Below are 21,016 nucleotides of genomic sequence, written 5' to 3'. Positions count from 1 at the left end.
CCTATCGCGAACCCGGAGAAGACATCGCACCCGGCCCGACCTGCGAGACGATCGCAGAATCCGTACTCGTCGGTAGGTCGTCGGACGTCTGACCGCTCAGCTCGACGGAGTAGGCCCCGGCCTGCGCCGGGACGCCCAGGCGCGGCCCGGCCGACTCCTCCCGCAGCGAAACGGACTGTAGTCCGAATGCCTGCGTGACGGGGATGTCGGTGCCGTCCACCCCCAACTCGAACGCCCGCCGGTCGGCCATCGCCAACAGCCGGCGGATCCGCCCGGCGATGGCGTCCTTGGTCAGCGGCGGGTCGGCCAGCGTGCCCAACTCCTCCAGCGAGGCCTGCTTGTGGTCCAGGCGCAGCCGGCCGGCGGCGGCCAGGTGCTCGGGGGCGTCCTCGCCCAGGATCTCCAGCGCCCGCGAGACCCGGGCCCCGGCCGCGACCGCCGCGCGGGCGCTGCGGCGCAGATTGGCGTCGTCGAAGTTGGCCAGCCGGTTGGCGGTGGCCCGCACCTCGCGCCGCATCCGCCGCTCCTCCCAGGCCAGCACCGCCTCGTGGGCGCCGAGCCGGGTGAGCAGCGCGCTGATCGCGTCGCCGTCGCGCAGGACCACCCGATCGCTGCCGCGCACCTCGCGGTGCTTCGCGCCGGGGATGCCGAGCCGGCGCGCGGCCCCGGCCAGCGCGATCGCCGACTCCATGTTCGGGCAGTTGATCTCCAGCGCCGAGCTGCGGCCGGGCTCGGTGAGGCTGCCGTGCGCCAGGAAGGCCCCGCGCCACACCGCCTCGCAGTCGCACAGCGGGCCGTTGACCAGGTACGGCGGCAGCCCGAAGGCCGGGCGCCCCTGCCCGTCGACCATCCCGATCTGCCGGGCCATCGCCTCCCCGCCGGCGCTCACCCGCAGCTGGTAGCGGTGCCCGCGGCGCAGGCCCCCGGGCGACTGGATGACCAGCTCGGCGCGGTGCGAGTAGACCTCCCAGATGTCCTTGCGCAGGCGCCGGGCCGCGGCCCCGGTGTCGAGCTCGGCCTCGATGGCGATCCGCCCCGAGACGATGTGCAGGGAGCCGCCGTACCGGAACACCGAGGCCACCTCGGCCTTGCGGCAGCAGGGCTTGGTCACCGCCAGGCGGCTCAGCTCGTCCTTGACCGCCGCCGTCATCGCCATTGCGCCGCTACCCCTTTTTTCGCCTGTCCTCGCAGCTCAGAGTACCGAGCTGGAACCGTTCTGCGTTGCCGGTCCACCCTAGCCAACACACAGCGGCGCCGGGTGCTTCCGCGAGCGGCATTCACGAGGTTGGATGACGCTCGTTCGGCCTAACGGGGCAAACGCGGCGCGATGTGCGGGTCGGGTCTTATCGGATAGACGGTGTGGGGGTGGTCAGTGGTTCCGGGCCCGAAACGCGCCCGGCCACCGACCCGCGCCCGCTTCAGCTGCCCAGGCGCCCGGCAATCATGTTCGCCACGGCCTGCTGCCCGGCCGGGTTCGGGTGCACCGGAGCCGCGGGCTGGGCCGGGATCACCGGCTCCACCCACCGGGTCCAGGGCCACTGACAGGCGTCGCGCCCGGTCACGCCGTTCGGGTTCACGCTCAGTGCCCCGTTCTCCGCGGCCTCCTGCGCGAGCATGTCGTTCAGCTTCTGCTGGATCCCGTGCAGCCACGGCACGTCGCCGACCGCGACCGGCACGCTCGGCCAGCAGCCGCCGGCGGCCGGCAGGACCGGCAGGTAGCCGACGACCACGACCGTGGCGTGCGGGGCGCGCTGGTGGATCCCCTGCAGCACGTTCCCGATCGTCGGCGCCAGCGCGTCGATCCGGGCCGCGAGCTGGTCGGTGCCGCCGGAGGTGAAGTGCTGGTGGCACGGGTCGCCGAAGACGTTCGACACCGACAGCTCGCCGCAGGTCGTCACGATGTCGCCGAACCCGATGTCGTTGCCGCCGATGCCGACGGTCACCAGGTCGGTGTCCGGGGTCAGCGCGTCGAACTGCGCCGGGTTGGTGCCGCCGATGACCGACTGCGGGCCGGTCATGTCGGCGGTGACGGCGCCGCCGCAGGAGGCGTCGGCCAGGTTGCTGATGTGCAGTTCGGCGGCCAGGTCGTGCGGGAAGTTCACGCTGCTGCGGAAGCAGCCCAGCGGCCCGCCTGCCGATTCCAGCAGGTTGCCGACCGCGGTGTAGGAGTCCCCGAGCGCCACGTACTTGTGGAACCCGGCGGCGCCGGCCTGGGCCGGTGCCGTGACCGTGACGGCAGCCGCGGCGGCGAGCGCCAAGGCGGCGGAGAAGACAGTCCTGCGGAGTTTCGGCGAGCGCAGCATGGCAGACCCCTCATAAAGACTGGTACACCCGTGTTACCGACCAGTCAGTATGCTGCGCCACCTCCGCCGTGACAATCACCCTGAAGAGTGGTCAGAGCACTCTGATAAGCGGTCAGGGCACTGTGAAGGGTGGTCAGGGCACTGTGATCAGCGGTCAGGCCACTCTGAAGGGTGGTCAGTGCCCGGCGAACACGCCCCGGAACGCCCGCGCCAGCAAAGCGTGATCGTGCCGAGGGCTCTTGTCCCCGGCCCGATAAGGCGCGGCCAGCGGAGCCAGCACCACCCGCGCACCGAGCGCGGCCGCCGCCTTCTCCAACGGCCCGTGCACCCGCGGCGCCCCGCACGACATCTCGTCGGCCAGCACCAGATCCAGCCGCAGGCCCGGACAGTGGTCGGCGAGCACCTCAATGTGCTGCTCGGCGGAGAACCCGTCCGTCTCGCCCGGCTGCGGCGACAGGTTGAAGACCAGCAGCTTGCGCGCGGAGGTCTGGGCCAGCGCCGCCGACAGCTCGGGCACCAGCAGGTGCGGGATGACGCTGGTGAACCAGGAGCCCGGCCCCAGCACCGTCCAGTCGGCGGCCCGGATCGCGGCCGCGGCCTCGGGCGCGGCCGGCGGCTCCGGCGGGCTCAGCCGCACCGACAGCACCCGGCCCGGCGTCACCGCCAGCTCGTGCTGGCCGCGGATCACCCCGGTGGCCCCGGGATCGGCCGGGTCGGCGCCGGCCACCAGCGCCTCGATCTCCAGCGGCACCGTCGACATCGGCAGGACCCGGCCCCGCGCGCCGAGCAGCCGCCCGACCCAGTCCAGGGCCCGCACCGGATCGCCGAGCCGTTCCCACAGCGCGGCGATGAGCAGGTTGCCGACCGCGTGGCCGTGCAGCCCGCCCTCGGCCGGTCCGCCGAAACGGTGTTGCAGCACGTCGGCCCAGGTGCGGCCCCACTCGTCGTCGCCGCACAGCGCGGCCAGCGCCATCCGCAGGTCCCCGGGCGGCAGGCCGCCGAGTTCGCGGCGGATGCGGCCGGAGGAACCGCCGTTGTCGGCGACGGTGACGACGGCGGTCAGGGAGTCGGTGACGGTGCGCAGCGCGGCCAGGGTCGCGGACAGGCCGTGGCCGCCGCCCAGAGCGACGACACGCGGCGCCGGGCGGCCGTCGGAGGCGTTGTTGAACGCCTTGAACTCCACGGTCGGGGCGTCCTCCAGGGCCGGCTCGGCCCAGTTCGCCGCGGCGGCCGCGGCGCCGACCATCGGCACCTGAGTGGTCGGGGCACCTGAATCAGTGGACGAAGCACCCGAAGCCGCTACCGCGAACGGGCTGCCCGGAGCACCGACCACTCCCCCGACACTGTGCATCGGTGCCGGTGTCTGCATCCGCGCAGCCGGTGGCTCCGGCCGGAACAGGTTTCCCGAGATGGTCGGAACCACCTCGTTCTTTATGACCCGCCTGGATGCCGCCCGATCAGCGGCCGTCACTCGCGACCCATGTCGCGGTGCACCACCACGGTGTCCACGCCCTCGGCGGACAGCCGCGCGGCGATCTGCTCGGACATCGCGACGCTGCGGTGCTTGCCGCCCGTGCAGCCGATCGCCAGGGTCATGTAACGCTTGCCCTCGCGGCGGTATCCCTCAGTGACGATGTTCAGTACCTCCGCGTACCGGTCCAGGAACTCCTTGGCCCCGTGCTGGGACAGCACGTACCCGCTCACCTCAGGGTCCTGACCCGTGCGCGGACGGAGCTCGGGCACCCAGTGCGGGTTTGGCAAGAACCGTACATCCGCGACGAGGTCGGCGTCGACGGGCAGCCCGTACTTGAATCCGAAACTCATCACGGTGGCCCGCAGCGGCACGTCGTCGGAGTCGCCGAACGCGGACTCGATCGCGGTGCGCAGCTCGTGCACGTTCCGCGCCGAGGTGTCGATCACCAGGTCGGCCTCGCCGCGCAGCTCGCGCAGCAGCTCCCGCTCGCGCTCGATCCCGTCGGTGACCCGGCCCTCGCCCTGCAGCGGGTGCGGCCGGCGCACGCCCTCATACCGGCGCACCAGCACGTCGTCGTCGGACTCCAGGAACACGATGCGGTGGTTCAGCCCGGCCGAGTCCAGCTCGTCCAGGGTGCTGCGCAGGGTGTCGAAGAAGGCCCGGCCCCGCACGTCCACCACGAACGCCAGCCGGTCGGTGCTGCGCGACTCCCGCATCACCAGGTCCACCATCGGCGCGATCAGCGTCGGCGCCAGGTTGTCCACGACATACCAGCCGAGGTCTTCGAAAATCTTGGCTGCGGTGGAGCGGCCGGCCCCGGACATGCCGGTGACGATCACCAGCTCCGGCGCATGCGGGCCGTCCGGCGCCGCCTCGGACCCGTCGGCATCGTCGGCGGGGGCCTGCGGCCCCGTCTCGACCTGCTCCGGTTCCTGCTGCGCGTCCTGCTCGCCCGGTCTGTTCTCCCTCACGCCCGTCACTCCTCGTCCGGCCTGATCCTGCTCTCTCCCCCCTCCAGGATCTCACCTGTTGCGGCGTTCACCGCACGACTTGCCGGAAGCTCTGCCAGCGCCGAGTGGATCTGCCGGGCGGTGGCAGGGCCGATACCAGGGACTTCGGCGATTTCTGCCACTTGCGCAGCACGCAGTTTGCGCAAAGTTCCGAAGTGCGCCAACAGCGCTTTGCGCCGTACCTCCCCCAGACCCGGCACATCGTCCAGCGCGCTGGCCACCATCGACTTGGAGCGCTTCTGCCGGTGGAAGGCGATGCCGAAGCGGTGCGCCTCGTCCCGGACCCGCTGCAGCAGGTACAGGCCCTCCGAGCTGCGCGGGAGCAGGACCGGGTCGTCCTCGTCGGGCAGCCAGACCTCCTCCAGCCGCTTGGCCAGCCCGACCAGCGTGACGTCGCTGATCTCCAGGTCGGCCAGGGCCCGCGCGGCCGCCGCGACCTGCGGCTGGCCGCCGTCGACCACGACCAGCTGGGGCGGGTAGGCGAACTTCTTGCGCTCCCCTGTTGTCTCGTCGATCAGCTTCTCTTCCTCCTGTTCCTTCAGGAAGGCCTTGAAGCGCCGGGTGATCACCTCGTGCATGTTGCGGACGTCGTCGTTGGTGGCGCCGTTCTCGTCGGAGCCCTTGATCGTGAACCGGCGGTATTCGCTCTTGCGCGGCAGGCCGTCCTCGAAGACCACCATGGAGGCCACCACGTTGGTGCCCTGGAGGTGGGAGATGTCGTAGCACTCGATGCGCAGCGGGGCCTGGTCCATGCCGATCGCCTCGGCCAGTTCCTGCAAGGCCACCGAGCGCGTGGTGAGGTCCGAGGCCCGGCGGGTCTTGTGCAGCACGAGGGACTGCTTGGCGTTCTGCGCGACGGTCTCCATCAGCGCGGCCTTGTCCCCGCGCTTGGGGACCCGGACCTCGACCTTGGCGCCGCGCCGGTCGGTCAGCCACTGCGTTATGGCCTCCAGGCTGCCGGGCAGCTCCGGGACCAGGATCTCGCGCGGCACGGTCTCGGTGTCCACGCCCTGCTCGCCCTGCTCGGAGCCGTAGAGCTGCTGCATGAAGTGCTCGACCAGGCCGGCGGTGTCGACGTCCTCGACCCGGTCCACGACCCAGCCGCGCTGCCCGCGGATCCGGCCGCCGCGCACGTGGAACACCTGGACCGCGGCCTCCAGCGGGTCCTCGGCCAGCGCGATGACGTCGGCGTCGGTGCCGTCGCCGAGTACGACAGCGTTCTTCTCCAGGGTCTGTCGCAGGGCCTGGAGGTCGTCGCGCAGCCGCGCCGCCTTCTCGTACTCCATCTCCTTGGCAGCCTGCTTCATCTCGTCTTCCAGACCCTTGATGTACCGGTCGGTGCGGCCGGCCATGAAGGTGACGAAATCCTCGACGATCTCCCGGTGCTCCTCGGCGCTGACCCGGCCGACGCACGGCGCCGAGCATTTGCCGATGTAGCCGAGCAGGCACGGCCGGCCGGTCTGCGCGGCGCGCTTGAAGACGCCGGAGGAGCAGGTGCGGATCGGGAAGACGCGCAGCAGCGAGTCCAGCGTCTCGCGGATCGCCCAGGCGTGGGAGTAGGGGCCGAAGTACCGGACGCCGGTGCGCTTGGGACCGCGCATGACCTGCGCGCGGGGGTACTCCTCGCCGACCGTGACGGCCAGGCTCGGATAGGACTTGTCGTCCCGGTACTTGACGTTGAACCGCGGCTCGAACTGCTTGATCCAGGTGTACTCCAGCTGGAGCGCCTCGACCTCGGTGCTGACCGTCGTCCACTCCACGCTGGCCGCGGTGGTCACCATGGTCTGGGTGCGGACGTGCAGGTTGGCCAGGTCCTGGAAGTAGCTCGTCAACCGCGAGCGCAGGTTCTTGGCCTTGCCGACGTAGATCACCCGACCGTGCGGGTCGCGGAACTTGTAGACGCCAGGCGAGGTCGGGATCTCGCCGGCCTTCGGGCGATAGGTTGCCGGGTCTGCCACAGGGAAAGCCTACGCGGCCGGGGGGACACGCAGGGATGGCCGGGGCATGTCCCGGCCATCCCTTCCCTTGCGGCTTGGTTGCCCGGCTACAGGCAGACCGGCTCGGTGACGAACTGCGTGCTGCCCTCGGTCAGCACACCGACGACGCAGCGCGCGGCCGGCGCGAGCGGCGCGACCGGCTGGGAGTAGGGCCAGGCGAAGGTGTTCTCGCTCTGCGCGCCGAGGACGAAGGCGCCGTTGTCGTCGTCCCCGCCGCCCCTGACCGCGCCTTTGCTGTCCGCCCAGCGCCAGTGGAAGCGCAGGCTGCTGGCCTGCGGCCCGTCCACCTTGAGGTAGCTGTCGCGGACCATGCTGACGGTGCGCTTGGCCGGGTCGCCGCAGACCTCGACCACCAGGAGGTTCTTGCCGGCGGCGACGCGGCGCAGGCCCAGGCCCAGGTAGGTGCCGTAGCTGTGGCACAGGGTGATGGCCATCGGGGCCGCGACGGCGCCGGCGTCCTTGTGCGTGGGGCTGGTGGCGGTGGTGCGTTCGGCGCCGGAGCCCGGGCCGGCCGACGACCCGCCCGGCCCGCCGCTCGCCGCCACCGGCCCGGCGCCGAGCAGCGCCGCCCCGATCAACGTCATCCCGACGGCGAAAACCCTGCGGAACCTGCGAATGCTCACTGTGGCGTTCTCCCTTGTCTGGTGGTCGGCGAGCACGATCACTAGGGGTATCGGTGCCCGCGCCGGGGCGCTGAAGACGAGGGGGTTCGCTCGATCAGGGGGAATGTCAGGATGTTTCTTTGTTAGGTGCGGCGATGGTCGCCGCCGGGCCCGGCCGTGCGGCGCGACCGGGCATAGGGCGGCAGGGCGTCACTTCGCCGAGCTGGTGACGTCCACGTTGGCCCCGTTGAGCGCGGCGTCCATCGGCGAGAGCGGCCGGGTGGCCGGGCCGTTGATCACCGAGCCGTCCGTGGCGCTGAAGACCGAGCCGTGGCAGGGGCAGACGATCCGGTTGTTCGTCACGCCGCCGACCGTGCAGCCCTGGTGCGTGCAGATGGCGCTGAACGCCTTGTACTGCCCGGTCGTCGGCTGCGTCACCACGATGTTGTTGTTCTGGTCGACGAACCCGCCGCCGACCGGCACCGAGGAGGAGGCCACGGTGACCGTGCCGTTGACGGACGACGCGCTCTTGGACGACGAACCACCGCTGCTCGCGCAGGCCGCGACCGCGCCCACGCCGGCCACCGGCACCACGACGAAGGCGGCGGCCTTCATGATGGACCGGCGGTCCGGCCCCGACTCGACCTCAAGATCTTCAGACATGGGTAGTAGTCCATCATGCCGGTCTGGGCAAACTCTCGGCAGGCCCCCGGTAGAAAGCACGCCGGGCCCGCGCCGAATGGCACGGGCCCGAATGGATCGCCCTGTCACTCAGGGCGTGCGCGGTACTACTACTACTTCTTCTACTTCTTCGCCGCGGCCTTCTTGGCCGGCGCCTTCTTAGCAGCCGGGGCCTTCTTGGCGGCCGGCGCCTTGGCCGGGGTCTTGGCCGGGGTCTTCTTCGCCGCGACCGCCTTCGCGCCGGCCGCCGCGGCGGCCTTCGGCGCGTTGCTCCGCTTCGCCGCCTCGATCGCCTGGGCCACCTTCGGCTTGCGCGCCTGGGCCGCCGTCAGCGCGGCTGTCGCGGCGTTCGCCTCTCCGGTGAGGATCGGCAGCAGGAACTGTCCGGTGTAGCTGTCCGCGACCTTGGCCACGTCCTCCGGCGTGCCCTGCGCGACCACCGTGCCGCCGCCCCGGCCGCCCTCCGGGCCCATGTCGACCAGCCAGTCGGCGGTCTTGATGACGTCCAGGTTGTGCTCGATCACGATCACCGAGTTGCCCTGGTCGACCAGCCGCTGGAGCACCCCGAGCAGCTTGTTGATGTCCTCGAAGTGCAGACCGGTGGTCGGCTCGTCCAGCACGTAGACGGTCCGGCCGGTGGCCCGGCGCTTGAGCTCGGCGGCCAGCTTCACCCGCTGGGCCTCGCCGCCGGACAGCGTGGTCGCCGACTGGCCCAGCCGCACGTAGCCCAGGCCGACGTCGACCAGCGTCTGCATGTGCCGGGCGATCGCCGGGACCGCCTCGAAGAACTCCGCGGCCTGCTCGATCGGCATGTCCAGGACCTCGCCGATGTTCTTGCCCTTGAAATGGACCTCCAGCGTCTCCCGGTTGTAGCGCGCGCCGTGGCAGACCTCGCAGGGCACGTACACGTCCGGCAGGAAGTTCATCTCGATCTTGATGGTGCCGTCGCCCTGGCAGTTCTCGCAGCGGCCGCCCTTGACGTTGAACGAGAACCGGCCCGGCAGGTAGCCGCGGACCTTGGCCTCGGTGGTGTTCGCGAACAGCTTGCGGATGTGGTCGAACACGCCGGTGTAGGTGGCCGGGTTGGAGCGCGGGGTACGGCCGATCGGCGACTGGTCCACGTGCACGACCTTGTCCAGCAGGTCCACGCCGTCCACCCGGGTGTGCCGGCCGGGCACGGTGCGCGCCCCGTTCAGCTCGCGGGCCAGCGTGGCGTACAGGATGTCGTTGACCAGCGTGGACTTGCCGGAGCCGGACACGCCGGTGACCGCGACGAACACCCCGAGCGGCAGGGCCACGTCGATGTCGCGCAGGTTGTTCTCCCGCGCGCCGCGCACCACGAGCTGCCGCTTGGCGTCGATCGGCCGCCGCATCTGGGGGATCTCGATCCGGCGCCGTCCGGAGACGTACTGGCCGGTCAGCGAGTCCGGCGAGGCCAGCAGCTCCTCCACGGTGCCGGAGACCACGACCTGCCCGCCGTGCTCGCCGGCGCCGGGGCCGATGTCCACCACCCAGTCGGCGATGGCGATGGTGTCCTCGTCGTGCTCCACCACGATCAGGGTGTTGCCCAGGTCGCGCAGCCGGATCAGGGTCTCGATCAGCCGGTGGTTGTCCCGCTGGTGCAGCCCGATCGAGGGCTCGTCCAGCACGTAGAGCACCCCGGTCAGGCCCGAGCCGATCTGGGTGGCCAGCCGGATCCGCTGGGCCTCGCCGCCGGCCAGGGTGGCACTGGCCCGGTCCAGCGACAGGTAGTCCAGGCCGACGTCGACCAGGAACTGCAGCCGCTCGTTGACCTCCTTGAGCACCCGGGCGGCGATCTGCGCCTCGCGGTCGCTGAGGATGAGCTCGCGCAGGTACTGCGCGCACTCCCCGACCGGCAGCGCGCAGATCTCGTCGATCGAGCGGCCGCCCTCGGTGCGCTCCCCGCCCAGGGTGACGGCGCGGATGACCGGCTTGAGCCGGGTGCCGTCGCACGCCTCGCAGGGCACCTCGCGCATGTAGCCGGCCAGGCGCTCGCGGGCGCTGTCGCTGTCCGCCTCGGCGTAGCGCCGGGTGACCCAGGGCTTGACGCCCTCGTAGGTGACCTCCCAGGAGCGCTTGGAGCCGTGCCGGTTGGTGTACCGGACGGTCAGCTTCTTCTTGTAGCCCTCCAGGATGATCTTCTGGGCCTTGGCCGGGATCTGCCGCCACGGGCTGTGGACGTCGAAGCCGATCTCCTGGCCCAGCGAGTTCAGGATGTGGCCCCACCAGCTGGCGCCCATGCCCGCGGTCTGCCAGACCGTGATCGCGCCGGCGGCCAGGCTCTTGTCCGGGTCCGGGATCACCAGCTCGGTGTCCACCTCCAGCTTCACACCCAGGCCCGAGCAGGTCGGGCAGGCGCCGAAGGGGGAGTTGAAGGAGAAGGAGCGCGGCTCCAGCTCCTCGAAGGACAGGTCGTCGTAGACGCAGTACAGATGCTCGGAGTACATGCGCTCGCGGTTCGGGTCGTCCTCGGCCAGGTCGACGAACTCCAGCGTGATCATGCCGCCGCCGAGCTGGAGCGCGGTCTCCACCGAGTCGGTGAGCCGGCGCTTGGCGCTGGCCTTGACCGACAGCCGGTCCACCACCACCTCGATGGTGTGCTTCTCCTGCTTCTTCAGCGTCGGCGCCTCGGTCAGCTGCACCACGACGCCGTCCACCCGGGCCCGGCTGAACCCCTTGGTCTGGAGCTCGGCGAACAGGTCGACGTACTCGCCCTTGCGCTCGCGCACCACCGGGGCCAGGACCTGGAAGCGGGTGCCCTCCTCCAACTCCAGCACCCGGTCCACGATCTGCTGCGGGCTCTGCCGGGCGATCGGGCGGCCGCAGACCGGGCAGTGCGGGCGGCCGGCGCGGGCGTAGAGCAGGCGCAGGTAGTCGTACACCTCGGTGATGGTGCCCACGGTCGAGCGCGGGTTCTTCGAGGTCGACTTCTGGTCGATCGACACCGCCGGGGACAGCCCCTCGATGAAGTCGACGTCGGGCTTGTCCATCTGCCCGAGGAACTGGCGGGCGTACGCCGACAGCGACTCCACGTATCGCCGCTGGCCCTCGGCGAAGATCGTGTCGAACGCCAGGGAGGACTTGCCCGAACCGGACAAGCCGGTGAACACGATGAGGGCGTCTCTGGGGAGATCCACCGAGACGTCCTTGAGGTTGTGCTCCCGCGCGCCGCGGACGATCAGCCGATCCACTAGTGAAACCTTCCTGAAGACATGACTCGCACTGATGCTAGACGGGGGCTCTGACAAGTTCCGGTTTCCGGCGCTCGCGCCGAATCCGACATGCGGTCAACAGCGTCATCTGTGTGGCACAGGGGCGGCCGGTACGGAAGAGTTACCGCTGTGACCGAATCACCCACCATCCCCGCCTCCTTCGACGCCGCCGCGGACCTCGAGCAGATCACCGAGGCCACCGCGCACCTGCTGACCACCGTCGCCGAACTCACCGACGAGGAGTTGCGCCAGCCCTCGCTGTGCGACGGCTGGACCCGGGGGCACGTACTGACGCACATCGCCCGCAACGCCGACGGCTTGTCCAACCTGCTCAACAGTGCGGCGACCGGTGAGGTCACGCCGATGTACGAATCCAACGACAAGCGCAACGCCGACATCGAGGCCGGCGCTTCCCGGCCGGCCGCCGAGCACCTGGCCGACCTGCGGGAGTCCGCCGGGCGCTTCGCCGAGGCCTTCGCCGGCGCGCAGGCCGCCGGCCACTGGGACACCCTGGTGTACCGGACCGTCGGGGCCGAGCCCATCCAGGCCTACGAGGTGCCGGCCAAGCGGCTCGGCGAGCTGCTGATCCACCACGTGGACCTGGACGCGGACTTCACCCCGGCGCACTGGTCGGACTCGTTCACCGACGACTGGTTCGCCAATGCCCTGGAGCGCTTCAGCGGCCGCGAGGACTTCCCACCCCTGCGGCTGGACGTCGAGGAGGAGGACACGGTCTACGGGGTGAAGGCCGTTTCCGAGGACAAGGCCGTGGTCGTGGTGCGCGGGCCGAAGCGGGCGCTGCTGGGCTGGCTGCTCGGCCGGGCCTCCGGGGACGGGCTGGTCGCGGTGATCCCGGCCGGTGGCCGCGGGCCGCTGCCGAAGCTGCCGTCCTGGGGCTGAGGCAGAGGCAGAGGCTGGAGCCGGGGCTGAGGCTGAAAGGCCCGGCCCGCCGGGGGCGAGAGCAGAAGGTCTGAAAGGAGCGCCCGAGATGACTTACCACGGCATCGTCCACGTCGGCGGCCCACCGGCCGTGCACGAACTCGCGCAGCTGATCGTCACCAAGATCGCGGTCGGCCCGAAGGCGGCCAACTGCTATCTGCTGCGCGACCGGGACAGCGGCGAGCAGGTGCTCATCGACGCCGCCGACGACGCGCCGGCGCTGATCCAGCTGGTCAACGGCTCGCTGGCGGCGGTCGTCACCACCCACCGGCACCGCGACCACTGGCGCGCGCTGGCCGAGGTGGCGGCCGCCACCGGCGCGGTGACGATGGCCGGCGCCTACGACGCGGGCGCGATCGACGTCCCGACCGCCGTACCCCTGCTGGACGGGGACGAGATCCGGCTCGGGCGCTCCCTGCTGACCGCGATGCACCTGGCCGGCGACGCCCCCGGCGCGGTGGCGCTGCTGTACGACGACCCGAAGGGGCACCCGCACCTGTTCACCGGCGACTGCCTGTCGGGGTCCGAGCCGCACGGACCGGCCCCGGGCGAGCTGCTGACCGGGGCGCTGGCCGGGCTGCCCGACGAGACGTGGGTGTATCCGGCGCGCGGGAACGACTCGACGCTGGGGGCGGAGCGGGCCGGGTTGGGGGTTTAGCCACCCCTCGCCGTCCGCAAAACCGCTCGCCCGACTTCGCGACTCCGCGACTCCGCGACTCCGCGACTCCGCGACTCCGCGACTCCGCGACTCCGCCCGGCGGTCAGCACCGACCGCCGGGCCTGCCACTGCTCCATCGGCACTCCATCGAAAGGTTGAGATCTCCATGCCCGACTACACCGGCGAAGTCACCCAGGGCGGCCCGCCCGCCGTCCGCGACCTCCCCGAGCTGACCATCACCAAGGTCTCGGTGGGCCCCATGGACAACAACGCCTACCTCCTGCGCGACAAGGCCACCGGCACCCAGGTCCTGATCGACGCGGCCAACGAACCGGCGACCCTGCTGGCCCTGGCCCCCGAAGGCCTGCAAGCCGTCATCACCACCCACCGCCACGGCGACCACTGGCAGGCCCTGTCCGAAGTCGTCGCCGCCACCGGCGCCCCCACCTACGCCGGCCGCGCCGACGCCGAGGGCATCCCGGTCGCCACCACGGTCCCGGTCGACGACGGCGACGTCCTGCGCTTCGCCGGCCTCGAACTCACCGCCATCCACCTGGTCGGCCACACCCCCGGCAGCATCGCCCTCCTCTACCGCGACCCCACCGGCACCCCGCACCTGTTCACCGGCGACTGTCTGTTCCCCGGCGGCGTCGGCGGCACGTTCGGCGACAGCGCGGCGTTCGACTCGCTCTACGAAGGCGTCAAGACGAAGATCTTCGACCGCCTCCCCGACGAGACCTGGGTCTACCCCGGCCACGGGAAGGACACGACGCTGGGCGCGGAGCGTCCGCAGCTGGCGGAGTGGCGGACGCGGGGTTGGTAGCCGCCGAGGACCCGTGGGGCGCGCTGGCGGCGGCGAGCGGGAAGGCGCGGGTGGATTGGCTGCTCGGGCTGGCCTCCAACACGAGTGCGCCGGATGAGCTGGTACTCGAGCTCTTCGACAACCCCGCAGAGGATTGGCATCGGACGAGCTACATCCACAACCGCGAACGCCGGGACGTCGTCACCGAGGCCGCCATCAACCATCCCGAGCGGAAAGTCAGGATGCTGTTGGTGGAGACGGGGCACATGACCGCCGAGCAGTGGGACCGCCTGATCGACACCTTCCCCGACCGCGCCGCCCGCGGCCTGGCCGAGGAGAATCGCGACGGCTTTCTCGGACTGGCCCGCCCCGAGGCCATATCGGCGTCCCCCGCGCAAATCGCGCAGTGGGCCGACGCGGAAGAGCACATCCCGCCCGAGGCTCACAGCTCCGCCCTGCCGTGGGTCGCCGCACTCCACGACGACCCCGACGCCATGCGCCAGCTGGCCGCCCATCCCAACCCGCTGATCCGGCGCGGCGTCGCGCGGGCCCCTCACCTGCCTCCCGATGTCGTGAACCGCCTCGCGCATGATGAAGACCGCGTCGTGCACCTCTTCTTATCCGAGTCCTGCGACGACACCCCCGCAGAGGTCCTCCTCGGCGTGTGGGGTTGGTGGTCCGGCAGCTTCTCGTTCCCGGGACGCCCGCGCAATCACCCGAACTTCCCCACGACCGGCCTCCTCAAGTACGCCGACGACCCCGACCCGCACTGGCGCCTGCTCGCACTCGCCGACGAGGCTTCGACCCCTGAGTTGGTCGACCGGTTCGCGGCGGACCCGGAATTCGTCGTCCGCCTCGAAGCGGCTCGCGATCCGCGCATCTCCCCGGCAGCGCTCGTCCCCCTGCTCCTGGAGGAACGCCTCGCGACAAACGCCGCGGGCAACGCCAGCATCCCGGTCCCCGTCATGCGCTCCATGATCGAGCTGGCGCGGGACGCGGCCGGGAGCTGCGACTAGCTCGCCGTCATCGGGCCGGGCTCGGGCTGGGGTTGTTCCGCCCGGCGGCGGAGGCGACCGGCGTGACGTTGTGCGGGTCCGGGCGCGCCTGCACCGGCCGCGCCGGTCCCCGGGCCATTCTGTATTCCCGTGGCGCGAAAGCGGAGGGTGCACGGCACCGCGGGGTTGATAGTGCTGCTCACCGCGATCGCGGGCTGGGTGGACTCGGTCGCCTATGTGCGCTCCGGGTCGGTGTTCGTCGCGAACCAGACCGGGAACGCGGTGTTCCTCGCGGTGCAGATCGCCGAGCGGTGGGTGCCCGGCGCGCACCACGCCGGGGTCACCGCCGAGCCCGACACCTACGGGCCGCTGGCCTCGCTGTTCGGGTTCTGCGTCGGGGTCGCGGTGTCGGTGCCGCCGCTGCGCCGCACGCACCGCACCGGCGACGGGCGGGCGCCGTGGATCCTGCTGGCCGTCGAGGCGCTGCTGCTCGGGTCGGTGGCGGTGCTGGGCCCCACCCCGCGCGAGTTGCGGCTCGGGATCGCGGCCGCCGCGATGGGGGTGCAGAGCGTGTACGCGGCCGGGATCGCGATGCGCGGCGTGTCGACCACCACGCTCACCGGCACGCTGGTGACGCTGATCTCCACCTTCGCCGAGGCGCCGGGGCGCCGCGCGCGCCAGGGCATCATGCTGCTGACGCTGGTCTGGGCCGCCTACACCATCGGGGCCTGGGGCGGCGCGGCGGCCGGGCTGAGCTGGTCGATCGGGACGGTGCACGGCGTGGCCGCGATCGCCGCGGGGCTGGCCGCGCTCGCGGTGTGGTGGGACCGGCACGGGCGGCTGAGCGCCACAGAGTCCTGACAGTGTCGAAAGACTTCGCCGGCGCCTACCGCGCCAAATCCACCACCGCGCCCAACCGCCCCAGTTTCGCCGGATTGCGCACCGCGTAGATCCGGCTGATCAGCCCGTCCTCGACCACGAAACTCAGCGCCGTCGTCACGTCCACCTCGATCCGCGCCGCGGGCGCCCCGTTCAGCCACACCGTCCCCACCGAGAAGCGCTCCCCCGCCCACTGGGCCGCCGCCACCAGATACGCCGCCGCGTCCTGAGCCCCCACCACCGGATGCCGCACCGTCGCCACCACCCCGCCGCCGTCGGCGACCACCACCACGTCCGGCGCCAGCACCTCCAGCAGCGCCCGCAGATCGCCGCCTGCCAGCGCCGCGAGGAAGCGTTCGACGACCCGCCGCTGCTCCTCCCGGTCCACCCGCATCCGCGGCCGCCGCGCCGCGACGTGGCCCCGGGCCCGCTTCGCGGTCTGCCGCACCGACACCGGCGTCTTGCCGAGCGCCCGGGCGATCTCCTCATACGGCGTGTCGAACACCTCCCGCAGCACGAACACCGCACGCTCGACCGGCTTCAGCGTCTCCAGCACCGTCAGCATCGCGACCGACACGCTCTCGGCCAGCTCCACGTCCTGCGCCACGTCCGGGCTGGTCAGCAGCGGCTCCGGAAGCCAGGACCCGAAGTACTCCTCACGCCGCCGGGCCACCGTGCGCAGCCGGTTCAGCGCCAGCCGCGTCACTATCCGCACCAGGTACGCACGCGGGTCCGCCACCGCGGCCCGCAGCCCGGCGTCCACGTCGGCCCAGCGCAGCCAGGTCTCCTGCACCACGTCCTCGGCGTCGGCGGCCGAGCCGAGCATTTCGTAGGCGACGGTGAACAGCAGGCTGCGATGCGCCACGAACGGATCCGGCCCGCCCGCGGCGCCGCGGCTCACGGTGCCGATGGTCACGACGCCGAGGCTACGTCCTGCGACGGCGTGGCCAGCGGCGGCAGGCCGCACGCCGCCGAGAACTCCTGCGACCGGATCCCCAGGGCGATGTTCGCCCGCGCGGTCATGTTCGCCGCCGCGACCCGCGCCGCCAGCTCCACCATCGCCGTCGGCCCCAGCTGCTCCAGCAGCGCGGCCGACAGCTCGTCGGTGAGCGTCGGCGGCGTCTGGCTCATCGCCTCCGCGTAGGCCATCACCTGGCACTCCAGCGTGCTGAACACGTCGGACTCCCGCCAGCGCGGCACCTGGCGCACCTTGGCCTCGTCCAGCTGCCGGCTGTGCGCCATGAAGTACCCGAAGTCCAGGCAGAAGGAGCACCCGACGCGCGCCACCGCGGCCATCGTCGCGTACGTCGCCAGCGGCTCGGCCAACCGATCCCACTTGTCGACCTTCCGCCCGAACCCCATCAGCGCCTTGAACACCTTCGGCTGCTGCCACAACACCCCCACCGAGTCCGGCACCCGCCCGAGCATCCGGCGGGTCATCATCTTCACCAGGGCCCCGTAAACGCCGGTGATCTCGGCCGCGGGGACTCGCATCGCACTGGTCATCTCGCCCTCCAGGTGTCTGTAGTCGGCTTCGCCATTGGCTCGACATGCAGACACCGGCGGCCGGTCGCGTGTGACCAACGCCTGGTCACGGACTCGGGGACGACGCAGGCGGGGTCACCCACGGCGCACGGCGCCACCCCGGCTCCATGTCGGCGTCGTCGCGCCAGTAGCGCAGTACGGTTCCGGTGAGGATCTGCAGGCCGCCGGCCGCGATCAACCCGGTCATCGGCGCGCATCCGCCCTCGGCCTCAAAGGCGACCAGGACCGGGAACGGCTCGCCGGTCCGCCGCACGAGCCGCTCCTCCTGCGGCGTCGGCTCGCGGAACACCGGGTCGTGGAAGAGGGCCGGGCACTGGACGTACACGGGGTCGGTGAACACCAGCTCCAGACTGTGGCTGTAACTCAGGTCGTAATTGGATCCGAGCACGAACCTGGCGCCGTCCCAAGCGACGACGTCCCAGTCCCACCAGTTGCCGTCCGGAATCTCCAGCATGAGCGAGCACGCTATCCGGCGCGCGCCAGCCCGGGCACCGCGATAAAGCCACCGCGACGAAGCCGCCGCCGCCCGGCGTAACCCAGACCGAGCGGCGGCGGCCGTCAAAGACAGCGCCGGATCAGCAGGCGCCGTCGTCCTTCCAGATGTTCCAGGCGATCGCCGAACCAGGCGTCACACCGGTCGAGTAGTACGTCGCGGTGTACTGGTGCCCGTTGTACGACACCACGTCACCGGGCACGTACGACGACGTCGAGCTCCAGGCCGACGCCGAGCAGCCGCTGCCGCCGGTCGATCCGCCGGTGGCGCCGCCGGTAGTACCGCCGGTGGTGCCGCCGGTGGTTCCACCCGTCGTTCCACCCGTGGTCCCGCCGGTGGTCCCGCCGCTCCCGCCACCGCTGCCGGTGTAGGGCACGAAGGCGTCAGCGAAGGCCAGCTTCGCGTCGCCGACCCCTGAGCAGGTCGACGAAGCCGCGGGCTTGATACCGCTGCCGCTGGCGCCGCACGGCTGGTCCCGGTCGATCGACCAGTACGCCAGCCGTCCGACGCCGTTGGAGGCCGCGAACTGCTCGACCGTCGCGGCGTTGGCCGTGGTGAACACCGAGCCGTCGTCGTTGACCCCGATCATCGGGGTGATGCCGAGGTTGGCGTAGGTGTAGCTGGGGTCCACGGACTGCATCTGCGCCAGCGTGCTCTGCGCGGCCTGGATCGCCGCCGCGCCCATGTCCTGCTGGCCCTGGTAGTAGTCCATGGTCATGATGTTGACCACGTTGATCTTCACGCCGACGTTCTTGGCCGACTGCAGGATGTTGACGCCGTCCTGGGTCAGGCCCGAGGGCAGCACCGGCAGCGTCATCGAGAACTGCAGGCCCGGGTTGGCGGCCTGCAGCGCCTTCATCGCGGTGAAGTTCCGGGTGGCCGAGGTCTGGTCGGCGACCGCGGCGCCCTCGACGTCGAAGTCGAGCTGGTTCACCCCGTAGTCGCTGATGATCGCCTGGTAGCCGGCCTGGATCGCGGACTGGTCGGTACAGGTCCAGGCCAGCGCCTCGCCGGCGGCGCCGCCGGAGGAGATGATGACCGAGGCGCCCTCGGACTTGGCGCGGGCGATCTCAGGGTCCGTATAGGAGTCGTTGCCGACCGGGAGCGTGTCGCCCCACTCCTGGTTGCAGCCGACGCCGATGACGAAGGCCGCGGTGTAGGCCTTCAGGCCGTGCCCGGTGATCGCGGTGTCCAGGACCGGTTCCTGGCCGTTGGACATGTCGACGTACGGGGCCACCGAGTACACGCTGGCGCCGGCCGCGGCCTTGGTCGGCGCGGCCGAGGCGCTGGCCGCGAGCGCCGTCGCGGTCGCGGCTATCGCCGCGACGAGAAGGGCGCCGGAGCGCACCGCCAAGCGGCGGCGGCCCTGGGCTGGAGTCGTCATGGGAGGGTCGTACCTTTCCGTGTGGGGGCAGGAAGGTGACAGTGAGGGGCGGTGTAATCGCCCTGACACACAAAGTGGATTAGACCACTCGCCGATGTCAAGGGTCTAAACCATTGATCTTTTCCCGCAGGTCAACCAAGCGATCACCGCATCTTGACCCTTATTTGCCGGGCCTTTACCCGTACCCCTTGACGGGGAGCTGGTCTAGTCCAATCATGATTCGCACCTGCAGGAGCCTGCTTTCCCTCCCTCCCCCGCCACGTTCGGAGGCCCTATGGCAACCGCGAGTCTGAAACGGCGATTGGTCGTCCCCACAGCGGCCCTGGCAATCGCCGCCGGCACCACCATGGCGTTGGCCGCCACCGGCAACGCCGCCCCGAGCCCGGCCGGCGCCGCCCCGGCCGCGCTCAGCAGCACCTGGTACGCCTCGGCTCCATATCTGATGCCCGAGGACAACTCGCCGCCGGACATCTCGACGGTGATGGACGCGACCGGCCAGAAGGCCTTCCAGCTGGCCTTCATCCTGGCGCCCAACGGCGGCGGCTGCACGCCGACCTGGGGCGGCACCAGCCCGATCAGCTCGGACACCACCATCCCGTCAGTCATCAGCACGATCCGGAACAAGGGCGGCGACGTCTCGGTCTCGGTCGGCGGCTACGGCGGCACCAAGCTGGGCCAGACCTGCGGCAGCGTCGCGGCCACCGCGGCGGCCTACCAGCAGGTGATCAGCACCTACCAGCTGCACGCCATCGACTTTGACCTCGAAGAGCCCGAGTACGAGAACACCGCGGCCATCGCCAACGAACTCGGCGCGGCGCAGACCCTGCAACAGAACAACCCGGGTCTGTACGTCTCGGTCACGATGCCCGGCACCAGCGCCGGCACCGGCTGGTTCGGCACCCAACTGCTGGACCAGGCACACTCGATCGGATTCACGCCGAACAACTTCTCCATCATGCCCTTCGACGGCGGCTTCAGCGGCGCGGCCTCCCAGGTCTCAGCCCTGGAGGCCTTCCACGGCCTGCTGGAGACCCACATGGGCTGGGACTCCACGACCGCCTACCAGCACGAGGGCGTGTCGATGATGAACGGCCGCACCGACTCCGCGGAGTTCTTCTACCAGGCGGACTTCCAGACCGTGCTGAACTACGCCACCAGCCACGGTCTGGCCCGCTACACATACTGGTCGGTGAACCGCGACCGGCAATGCAGCCCGCCGGACAACAACGGCACACTCTCCGGCAGCTGCTCCTCGGTCCCGCAGAACGACTGGGACTTCACGAAGTACACGGCGCAATTCGCCGGCGCCGCGGTCCCGCCCCCGCCACCGACCTCCAGCACGCCGACCACGACGCCGCCGACCACCTCCACCTCCTCCGGTGGCGGCGGGACATGCACCGCGGCGGCATGGAGTTCATCGACCGCCTACAACGGCGGCGCGGTGGTCTCGTACAGCGGCCACCAGTGGACGGCCAAGTGGTGGACGCAGGCCGACATCCCCGGCGGTCCGGCCGGGGTGTGGACGGACGACGGGCCCTGCTGACGTCCTGAGCCACCTTCCAGATCCCTGATGCCCCGCACGCTGACCCCGCTGCGGGGCATCAGGCTGTGTTGGTTGGGGCTGTTCGGGGGCAGAGCTTTTTTTGGGAGGGGCTGGAGTTTGCTGGCCGAGTTACTGCCAGTCTGTGGGTTTTAGAAGCTTTTTACGGCCTTCGGTCATAGTTGTGCCGGTTCGGGGTTCGGGTCGGCGAGTCTGTCTATCGGCTGCCAGTTCGCGCGTTCACAATCCCGCCTCACCTCAGGCCTCTTCAACTCCAGCAAGTCCGGGCAAGGGCAAGATCAAGAGCACAGGCAAGATCAAGAGCAAGATCGAAGTCAAAGGCGATGGTGAAGAGCCGGGCCTCCGGCGGGCCTCGGCAACCTCAGGGAAACTAGCGCGGTTCCCTCGGGTGGCCGATCTAGTCTCAGCGGCTGCGGTTTGTGAGGTGGTGCGGTCCGTTCCCCTCGGTCGCGTCGTCAGC

The 21,016-nt window shown here is 70.9% G+C and carries 17 protein-coding genes and 1 pseudogene; 6 read left to right on the top strand and 12 right to left on the bottom strand.

Annotated features, from left to right (window positions below; genetic code table 11):
- Positions 1-190: 190 nt before the first annotated feature.
- The 8 genes and pseudogenes from whiA to uvrA all read right to left on the bottom strand — a co-directional run.
- Positions 191-1,156: pseudogene (gene whiA, locus KGQ19_RS32275) on the bottom strand (DNA-binding protein WhiA); the annotation flags it as partial.
- A gap of 262 nt (positions 1,157-1,418) precedes the next feature.
- Positions 1,419-2,303, bottom strand: coding sequence for an SGNH/GDSL hydrolase family protein (locus KGQ19_RS32270; protein ID WP_212016253.1), 885 nt, complete (start codon positions 2,301-2,303; stop codon positions 1,419-1,421).
- Between the two features lie 175 nt (positions 2,304-2,478).
- Positions 2,479-3,654, bottom strand: a complete 1,176-nt coding sequence (locus KGQ19_RS32265) for a gluconeogenesis factor YvcK family protein (protein WP_230419784.1) — start codon at positions 3,652-3,654, stop codon at positions 2,479-2,481.
- A gap of 116 nt (positions 3,655-3,770) precedes the next feature.
- Positions 3,771-4,748 (bottom strand): RNase adapter RapZ, encoded by a 978-nt coding sequence (gene rapZ / locus KGQ19_RS32260; protein ID WP_212016251.1) that lies wholly within the window; start codon positions 4,746-4,748, stop codon positions 3,771-3,773.
- 5 nt (positions 4,749-4,753) lie between these two features.
- The gene (uvrC, locus tag KGQ19_RS32255; protein WP_212016249.1) at positions 4,754-6,745 is read right to left on the bottom strand and encodes an excinuclease ABC subunit UvrC; all 1,992 of its coding nucleotides are present in this window, start codon (positions 6,743-6,745) and stop codon (positions 4,754-4,756) included.
- A gap of 86 nt (positions 6,746-6,831) precedes the next feature.
- Positions 6,832-7,407: a hypothetical protein gene (locus tag KGQ19_RS32250; RefSeq protein ID WP_212016247.1), complete on the bottom strand. Its 576-nt coding sequence runs from the start codon at positions 7,405-7,407 to the stop codon at positions 6,832-6,834.
- A 189-nt stretch (positions 7,408-7,596) separates the two neighbouring features.
- The gene (locus tag KGQ19_RS32245; protein ID WP_212016245.1) at positions 7,597-8,049 is read right to left on the bottom strand and encodes a Rieske (2Fe-2S) protein; all 453 of its coding nucleotides are present in this window, start codon (positions 8,047-8,049) and stop codon (positions 7,597-7,599) included.
- A gap of 140 nt (positions 8,050-8,189) precedes the next feature.
- Positions 8,190-11,279: an excinuclease ABC subunit UvrA gene (uvrA, locus tag KGQ19_RS32240; protein WP_212016243.1), complete on the bottom strand. Its 3,090-nt coding sequence runs from the start codon at positions 11,277-11,279 to the stop codon at positions 8,190-8,192.
- Positions 11,280-11,429: 150 nt separating this feature from the next.
- Here uvrA and KGQ19_RS32235 point away from each other — a divergent pair, with 150 nt between their 5' ends.
- The 5 genes from KGQ19_RS32235 to KGQ19_RS32215 all read left to right on the top strand — a co-directional run bounded on the left by KGQ19_RS32235 (position 11,430) and on the right by KGQ19_RS32215 (position 15,555).
- The gene (locus KGQ19_RS32235) at positions 11,430-12,200 is read left to right on the top strand and encodes a maleylpyruvate isomerase family mycothiol-dependent enzyme (protein ID WP_212016241.1); all 771 of its coding nucleotides are present in this window, start codon (positions 11,430-11,432) and stop codon (positions 12,198-12,200) included.
- Positions 12,201-12,288: 88 nt separating this feature from the next.
- Positions 12,289-12,897, top strand: coding sequence for an MBL fold metallo-hydrolase (locus KGQ19_RS32230; RefSeq protein ID WP_212016239.1), 609 nt, complete (start codon positions 12,289-12,291; stop codon positions 12,895-12,897).
- 166 nt (positions 12,898-13,063) lie between these two features.
- Positions 13,064-13,720 carry an MBL fold metallo-hydrolase gene (locus KGQ19_RS32225; protein WP_212016237.1) on the top strand — a complete coding sequence of 219 codons (657 nt, stop codon included), beginning with the start codon at positions 13,064-13,066 and terminating at the stop codon, positions 13,718-13,720.
- Positions 13,699-14,715: a hypothetical protein gene (locus KGQ19_RS32220; RefSeq protein ID WP_212016235.1), complete on the top strand. Its 1,017-nt coding sequence runs from the start codon at positions 13,699-13,701 to the stop codon at positions 14,713-14,715. The genes KGQ19_RS32225 and KGQ19_RS32220 overlap by 22 nt, the downstream gene beginning before the upstream one ends.
- A gap of 129 nt (positions 14,716-14,844) precedes the next feature.
- A complete protein-coding gene (locus tag KGQ19_RS32215; RefSeq protein ID WP_212016234.1) occupies positions 14,845-15,555 on the top strand; it encodes a DUF1275 family protein in 711 nt (236 codons plus the stop codon).
- 25 nt (positions 15,556-15,580) lie between these two features.
- Here the strand turns inward: KGQ19_RS32215 and sigJ are convergent, their stop codons facing one another.
- The 4 genes from sigJ to KGQ19_RS32200 all read right to left on the bottom strand — a co-directional run bounded on the left by sigJ (position 15,581) and on the right by KGQ19_RS32200 (position 18,995).
- On the bottom strand, positions 15,581-16,399 hold the full coding sequence (sigJ, locus tag KGQ19_RS50215) for an RNA polymerase sigma factor SigJ (protein ID WP_438801887.1): 819 nt from the start codon (positions 16,397-16,399) through the stop codon (positions 15,581-15,583).
- 86 nt (positions 16,400-16,485) lie between these two features.
- A complete protein-coding gene (locus tag KGQ19_RS50210) occupies positions 16,486-17,079 on the bottom strand; it encodes a carboxymuconolactone decarboxylase family protein (RefSeq protein ID WP_230419782.1) in 594 nt (197 codons plus the stop codon).
- 85 nt (positions 17,080-17,164) lie between these two features.
- Complete coding sequence (locus KGQ19_RS32205; RefSeq protein WP_212016230.1) at positions 17,165-17,572, bottom strand: hypothetical protein; 408 nt, start codon at positions 17,570-17,572, stop codon at positions 17,165-17,167.
- A gap of 121 nt (positions 17,573-17,693) precedes the next feature.
- The gene (locus tag KGQ19_RS32200; protein WP_212016228.1) at positions 17,694-18,995 is read right to left on the bottom strand and encodes a chitinase; all 1,302 of its coding nucleotides are present in this window, start codon (positions 18,993-18,995) and stop codon (positions 17,694-17,696) included.
- A 274-nt stretch (positions 18,996-19,269) separates the two neighbouring features.
- Here KGQ19_RS32200 and KGQ19_RS32195 point away from each other — a divergent pair, with 274 nt between their 5' ends.
- Positions 19,270-20,538 carry a chitinase gene (locus KGQ19_RS32195; protein WP_212016226.1) on the top strand — a complete coding sequence of 423 codons (1,269 nt, stop codon included), beginning with the start codon at positions 19,270-19,272 and terminating at the stop codon, positions 20,536-20,538.
- Positions 20,539-21,016 lie beyond the last annotated feature (478 nt).

It is taken from the genome of Catenulispora pinistramenti, assembly GCF_018274385.1.
Taxonomy (GTDB): domain Bacteria; phylum Actinomycetota; class Actinomycetes; order Streptomycetales; family Catenulisporaceae; genus Catenulispora; species Catenulispora pinistramenti.
The sequence above is the reverse complement of the archived record's forward strand: the minus strand, read 5'-3'. Positions and strand labels throughout refer to the sequence as shown.